The organism is uncultured Nostoc sp. (assembly GCF_964245575.1).
In the GTDB taxonomy this organism is placed as follows: Bacteria; Cyanobacteriota; Cyanobacteriia; order Cyanobacteriales; family Nostocaceae; genus Nostoc.
Genome location: NZ_CAXTNP010000357.1, coordinates 1 through 6,915 on the forward strand (window position 1 = coordinate 1; position 6,915 = coordinate 6,915).

At 41.1% G+C, this 6,915-nt stretch carries 6 protein-coding genes; 4 read left to right on the forward strand and 2 right to left on the reverse strand.

Features of this window, described 5'->3' with window-relative positions; translation table 11 throughout:
* The first annotated feature begins 308 nt into the window (after window positions 1–308).
* Window positions 309–2,195 carry an ATP-dependent zinc metalloprotease FtsH2 gene (gene ftsH2 / locus ACFFAP_RS34160; protein ID WP_375515374.1) on the forward strand — a complete coding sequence of 629 codons (1,887 nt, stop codon included), beginning with the start codon at window positions 309–311 and terminating at the stop codon, window positions 2,193–2,195.
* Window positions 2,196–2,414: 219 nt separating this feature from the next.
* Here the strand turns inward: ftsH2 and ACFFAP_RS34165 are convergent, their stop codons facing one another.
* A complete protein-coding gene (locus ACFFAP_RS34165; protein WP_375515375.1) occupies window positions 2,415–2,885 on the reverse strand; it encodes a hypothetical protein in 471 nt (156 codons plus the stop codon).
* Between the two features lie 205 nt (window positions 2,886–3,090).
* Here ACFFAP_RS34165 and ACFFAP_RS34170 point away from each other — a divergent pair, with 205 nt between their 5' ends.
* Window positions 3,091–3,636: a hypothetical protein gene (locus ACFFAP_RS34170; protein WP_375515376.1), complete on the forward strand. Its 546-nt coding sequence runs from the start codon at window positions 3,091–3,093 to the stop codon at window positions 3,634–3,636.
* Window positions 3,637–3,826: 190 nt separating this feature from the next.
* Window positions 3,827–4,438 (forward strand): hypothetical protein, encoded by a 612-nt coding sequence (locus ACFFAP_RS34175; RefSeq protein WP_375515377.1) that lies wholly within the window; start codon window positions 3,827–3,829, stop codon window positions 4,436–4,438.
* A 30-nt stretch (window positions 4,439–4,468) separates the two neighbouring features.
* Here ACFFAP_RS34175 and ACFFAP_RS34180 read toward each other — a convergent pair whose 3' ends face one another.
* Complete coding sequence (locus tag ACFFAP_RS34180; RefSeq protein WP_375515378.1) at window positions 4,469–5,779, reverse strand: aminopeptidase P N-terminal domain-containing protein; 1,311 nt, start codon at window positions 5,777–5,779, stop codon at window positions 4,469–4,471.
* A gap of 596 nt (window positions 5,780–6,375) precedes the next feature.
* On the opposite strand from ACFFAP_RS34180, the gene ACFFAP_RS34185 reads away from it, so the two are divergent.
* The coding region (locus ACFFAP_RS34185; protein WP_375515379.1) for an FG-GAP repeat domain-containing protein at window positions 6,376–6,915 on the forward strand (540 nt) is incomplete at its 3' end.

The window sequence follows — 6,915 nt, forward strand, 5'->3', positions numbered from 1 at the left end:
ACTCCCTACTCCCCCTAATAAAGAGGCTGGAATGACACAAGGAGCATTCTGGAGAAATTCTCCGTGTGCTTTGCATCCCGTTGCGCTCCCTTTTCTCGTGCGATATTGTATTAAAATTAAGTTAACTTTGATTAAGATTCTTGTTGGCATCGCCATAATGCGCCAATCGCTCTATGGCAGTGCATGTAAGAGATCAAATTAAACAAAATGGATTTATAGACATCCGTTTAACAGCTTAAAGTGACAGAGTGATGAACATTCGGTTGCTGAGGCTGATGAGTTGTATAGGCATCTAGAGGCAAATTAAGATGAAATTCTCTTGGAAAGTCGTAGTACTCTGGACATTGCCGGCTTTGGTAATTGGCTTTTTCTTCTGGCAAGGGGCCTTTGCAAGCGCTCCTACTGACATGAGTAAGAATGCAGCCAATACCCGCATGACTTATGGTCGCTTTCTAGAATACTTGGATGGCGATCGCGTCACCAGCGTGGATCTGTACGAAGGCGGTAGGACAGCAATTATAGAAGCCCGCGATCCAGACATCGAAAATCGTGTCCAAAGGTGGCGGGTGGATTTGCCTGTTAACGCTCCTGAGTTAATTAGCAAGCTCAAAGAAAAAGACATTAGTTTTGATGCTCACCCCATGCGGAATGATGGGGCAATTTGGGGATTGTTGGGCAATCTCATATTTCCAGTTTTATTGATTACCGGGCTGTTCTTTTTGTTCCGGCGTTCTAGCAACCTCCCCGGCGGGCCAGGTCAAGCGATGAATTTCGGCAAATCCAAAGCGCGTTTCCAAATGGAGGCGAAAACCGGGGTCAAATTTGACGACGTAGCCGGGATTGAAGAAGCTAAGGAAGAATTGCAAGAAGTTGTCACCTTCCTTAAGCAGCCAGAAAGATTTACTGCTGTAGGCGCACGGATTCCCAAGGGAGTACTGTTAGTTGGGCCTCCTGGAACTGGTAAAACTTTACTAGCAAAAGCGATCGCTGGCGAAGCAGGCGTACCTTTCTTCAGTATTTCCGGTTCGGAATTCGTAGAAATGTTCGTTGGTGTGGGTGCATCCCGCGTCCGCGATTTGTTCAAGAAAGCCAAAGACAACGCCCCCTGTATCATCTTCATCGATGAAATCGACGCAGTAGGACGGCAACGGGGCGCTGGTATCGGTGGCGGTAACGACGAAAGAGAGCAAACCCTCAACCAATTGCTCACCGAAATGGACGGGTTTGAAGGTAATACAGGCATCATTATTATTGCTGCCACCAACCGTCCCGACGTATTAGACTCAGCTTTGTTACGTCCCGGTCGCTTTGACAGACAAGTAACTGTCGATGCACCCGATATCAAAGGACGTTTGGAAATCTTACAAGTCCATGCGCGGAACAAGAAATTAGATCCTAGTGTATCTTTGGATGCGATCGCTCGCCGCACTCCTGGATTTACTGGTGCTGACTTAGCCAACTTACTCAACGAAGCGGCAATTCTCACTGCTAGAAGACGCAAAGAAGCTATCACCCTCCGCGAAATAGATGATGCCGTGGATCGGGTAGTCGCGGGGATGGAAGGCACTCCTTTAGTAGACAGCAAGAGCAAGCGCTTGATTGCATACCACGAAATTGGACACGCCTTAGTTGGGACTTTGTTAAAAGACCATGACCCAGTGCAGAAAGTCACCTTGATTCCACGGGGACAAGCACAGGGTTTAACTTGGTTTACGCCCAACGAAGAACAAGGGTTAATTTCTCGTTCTCAGTTGAAAGCAAGGATTACTGGTGCTTTGGGCGGTCGCGCTGCTGAGGAAGTAATTTTTGGCGCTGCTGAAGTCACAACTGGCGCTGGTGGAGACTTGCAGCAGTTATCGGGAATGGCGCGGCAAATGGTGACGCGGTTCGGGATGTCTGACTTAGGGCCGCTATCCTTGGAAAGCCAGCAGGGCGAAGTATTCTTGGGTCGTGACTGGACAACCCGATCTGAGTATTCCGAATCCATCGCCTCTCGCATTGATGGACAAGTGCGAGCGATCGTGGAAGAATGTTACGAAAACTCCAAGAAGATTATCCGTGACCATCGCACTGTCACCGATCGCTTAGTCGATTTGCTCATCGAAAAAGAAACCATTGACGGCGAAGAATTCCGTCAAATTGTGGCTGAGTATGCTGAAGTCCCTGAGAAGCAGCAGTATGTACCGCAACTGTAATCGCTGAGATAATATTTATCAAATGGGTATGGTAAGCTAACCGTACCCATTTTTGTTTTAGGTAATTGGATACTCTGCTAAATTTTATTTAGATTAGACCATTTTCTTATCTTGGTTTTAAACTTTTTCCATTCATCATAAACTTCCTTAAATATTTCGTTTGAAGAGTAAGTATCTAATAGCTTATTTGTTCCGTATTCAGCTGTTTTTAGAATTGACTCACTGAAATGCGCTAACTGTAAATAAAGATGCTTCAATTAATTGTCTGCGACTCAATATTAGTCGTTTTGGATGTTTTTCTGGTTTGCCATCTGGTGGTCTATGTCCGGTACTAATTGTAACTACCAGTCCTTTAAATTTGCCAGCAGCAGCTTCTATATATTGAACATAGCTATTGTCTGTTGGTGTATTGCTTGCAGTTATCTTGATTAGACGGGATAGCTCTTTTGCCTTTTCTTCACCTATTTCATCAATAATGATCTTTGGCAATTCCTCTGCATAGACCTGAAGTTCTGCCCACTTATCGTGGGGTACTTGACCTTTTTTAAGTTGCTTTGCACTATCACGAAGACACTGCTCAATGTTACGAAAGTAATTTTCTATACTTTGACGCTTTTTATCTTCAGCTTGCTTTAAGCGATCGCTAAACTCAAATAGCTTTGTTACAACTTCGAGTAATTCTCCTAGCATTTTTTATTTTTTAGTATAATTTCAAATTAAATACTTTATATATATTTATACCAATTAAAAAAAAGCACTATATGTGAGTTCAATCATAGCATTATCACTTTAATTGAAGTATTGACCAAATTGTCTACCTTCAACAGATTTAAAATCCGAAATTTGCAATATGCCTATTGTAGATAAATATCTACCCCTTTTTTATTTACAGAAAATGAATAGCAAAGCTAAATTATTGACTTTTGGTATCGTAACGCTTGCTCTTTCTTCTTTAACTGTCGGCACAGTCATAGCACAGACAAAACTGACAAATCAATCGAAATTGTTCATCAATGGAATCGGCACAGTACGAGTTGGGATGAGTGTTTCCCAAGCGGCAAAGGCTGCTGGTACTAAGCTAGTGGGCGATCCACCCAATAACAATTGCTACTATGTTAAGCCACAAAACGAACCCAAAAATCTTTCGTTCATGGTGACAGGAGATCGCATTTCTAGAGTAGATGTGCGGCAGAATACCCAGATTACTACCCTCAAAGGTGCAAAAATTGGCGATACCGAAGCACAAATCAAGTCTCTTTACCCAGGACAAATTAAAGTCACGCCTCATAAATACGTCCAAGGCGGACACTACTTAACATTGATCCCGAAAGACCGTGCTGACCAAAACTATCGTGTGGTATTCGAGACTGATGGTAAGCGTGTTACTCAGTTTCGCTCAGGTAAACTGCCGGAAGTTGAATTTGTTGAGGGCTGTTCTTAATCTGAAATATTATCAAACTTACTTTCTTAACTTCCGCAACTTGCGTTGGCTATGCCCGCCATTGGCATACCACTTCGTGGAAGCAAGCTACGTGCAGCGTGTCGCAGACAAGCCTCTCCAAGAGTTGGCATCGCTGCACTTTACTCCCAAGATGATACTATGCAATTAAGCGTGATTGAGGGGTGATACAGTGCTGTACAGCGCCTTTAATCTTAGCAAAGTAAAAACAGACTTTAAATTAGTATTTGTTGAAAATAAAAATTTATTTACAAATGTGCAGACAGTTTCACCTAGTGAATATCTAAATTTGATTTTCTCTGAACATTTACCATTGGTGACAGCAATAAATACAGAAAAAACTCGTTATGAACTAATTATTATGCCTGTTTTAATTGAAGTTAAACGCTTCTTTAAATACCAAATTAGTATATTTTCTGGTTCAGAGTTTAATGTAGATGCTGCTAAAGGCTTAGAAGGGCGCTGTGATTTTATTCTCAGTTGTTCACCAGAACAATATGATATTACTAGTCCTGTCGTGACTATTGTGGAAGCTAAAAATGAGAGTATTAAATCTGGTTTAGGACAATGTATTGCGACAATGATTGCATCTCAATTGTTTAACCAGCAACAAGGAAATATTATTAATGAAATTTATGGTGTAGTTACAACAGGAACAGATTGGAAATTTCTCAAACTTTGTGAAAATACCATCTTTATCAATAAGAACGATTACTTTATTAAAGAAATAGACAAAATCTTAGGAATTCTGACAACGACTATGATGGCTTGTCCTCAATTTTAATTTGGGGATGGTTCATACCATCCCCATTTTTTATCTTTCTACTTCATCCACTGCTTTGGGAACTCCCGCAGTTAACACTTCATGTCCATCAGGTGTAACTAATACATCATCCTCAATCCGAATACCAATGCCAATCCATCGAGGATCAGTCTCTGGTTGATCTTCTGCTAGTTTGGTGTCAGGCACAATATATAATCCCGGTTCCACTGTCAGAATTTGACCTGGTTGCAAAATCTGCGGTTTATCTTCACCGTGCTGGTAAACACCCACATCATGGACATCTAACCCTAACCAATGACTGGTACGGTGCATATAATATGGCTTATATTTCTCTTCTTCAATTAACTTATCAATTTCACCTTTGAGGATGCCAAGTTCAACTAAACCTTCCGTGAGGACGCGCACTGCTGTATCGTGAACTAATTTGAAGGGATTACCTGGTTGTATTTGAGCGATCGCTTGTTTTTGCGCTGACAAAACAATCTCGTACAGCGTCTTTTGTTCTGGCGTAAATTTACCACCCACAGGAAATGTCCGCGTAATATCCGAGTTGTAATAACCGTAAGCACAACCGGCATCAATTAGCAGTAGTTCTCCATCCTGCATTTGACGATTATTTTCAATGTAGTGCAGTACGCAAGCATTCACCCCGGAAGCCACAATCGAAGGATAAGCTGGGCCTAAGCCACCCCGCACTCGAAAAATGCGTTCCATCTCCGCCTGAATTTCGTACTCATAACGTCCGGGTGCGGCGATTTCTTGTGCATAATTGTGTGCAACAGTAGCGATCGCAACTGCTTGACGCATCAACCCCAATTCAGCTTCACTTTTAATTAGTCTCATGCTGTTGAGGACAGGGCCAGTATCTTCAATGGCGATCGGCCCAGTACCGCGTTTAGGATAAGTCCGCAGTAACCTTTGGTAATGTCCGAGGATTTGGTCATTGAAGGCGCGATCGCGTCCTAAGTGATAGTAAATCCGGCTAGCTTTTTCCAAATACTGCGGCAACTTTTCATCTAACTCGCTAATGGGGTACGCTTCATCAGCACCATAAATTTCCTTCGCTGCATCTACCCCTGAAAGATAACCAGTCCATACTTCCTTTTCGCGATCCTTCGGTTGGACAAATAGCACAAATCGATGTTCTGAATGATGCGGCGCTAACACTGCTACTGCCTGTGGTTCATTAAAACCAGTCAAGTAGAAAAAATCACTGTCTTGGCGATAAACATACTCGACATCGTTGTGCATCACTGCCATTGGCGCACTGCGAAAAATGGCTGTCCCATCACCAATTTTTGCCATTAACTGTTCGCGACGCTGCCGATATTCTGCTTGCATAGCTGATGTATTTATGAAAATATTGTGTTATTTTACACTTTTGCAACTAGAGGATGCACAGATCATGCTTCTTAATAGTTGCTAATCTAAGTTATTCTAACCAATATTTGTTTCCACTCAAGTCATAAATCATTAGAGAATAATCAATTTTATTGAAAAGCTCAGATCGCGGACTTCTTTAAGAAGCCGGGGATCTAGTTATTCATCAATAATTTAGACTTGCTATACAAACCCCTATGTAATACTGCTGTGATTACATAGTGTAAAAATTTTAGATAGCCGAATAACAATTACATAAATGTGTATGTTTTAATTGAACATTTTAAATGTCAAACCAATAAACAAAGTAATCAAATTTTATCTATAAATTATTATATAGGTAAAGCACAAAATATATTTTCTAATTGCTTATATAGAACTTGAAAACTTCATAACAATCCTTTAAAATAAATAAATGTTTATATTCAAAGAATGACATTAATAAATAAAAAATAGTTATAAAGAAATCTTAAAAACCTGGTAAATGTTATTTCGTTACAGAAAGAGATTCTCGAAAAAAGTTAAAAAAATATGACAACCAATAATAAAAATACACCATGCCTGAAAGTACAAATTCCTCACCCTTATCTTTGAATACATCTAAATGGGTATCAGATTCTTTTGCCAAATCACAAATCTTGACAAATTCTTTTGAGAGTTTAAATTATGATTTGGGGTTTGGGAATAAGAGTTCCTCACTAGGATTAGAAAGTGAACCGGTGACTGCGCCTGTTAAAACGTCAGCAAATCCCAATCCTAATCCTTACTTAACTAGTGCGGCGATTACTCCTGACTTTAACGGTGATGGCAAAACGGATAAAGTTTGGGCCGATTCTACAACCGGTGAGATTATCATTCGGTTAATGGATGGAACAAAAGTTATCGACCAGGGTTCTCTAGGTAAATTTGACCTATCCGCCTATGATTACAAAATTGCTGACTTCAATGCTGATGGCAAAACCGATTTCTTATTACGCAACAAGACAACCGGTGAGAATAGCATTGCCCTAATGGATGGAACCAAAGTTGCTAATTCGGCTTCTCTAACCAGCGTTGACCCAGCTTGGACTCCTCAGATTGGGGATTTCAACGGCGAT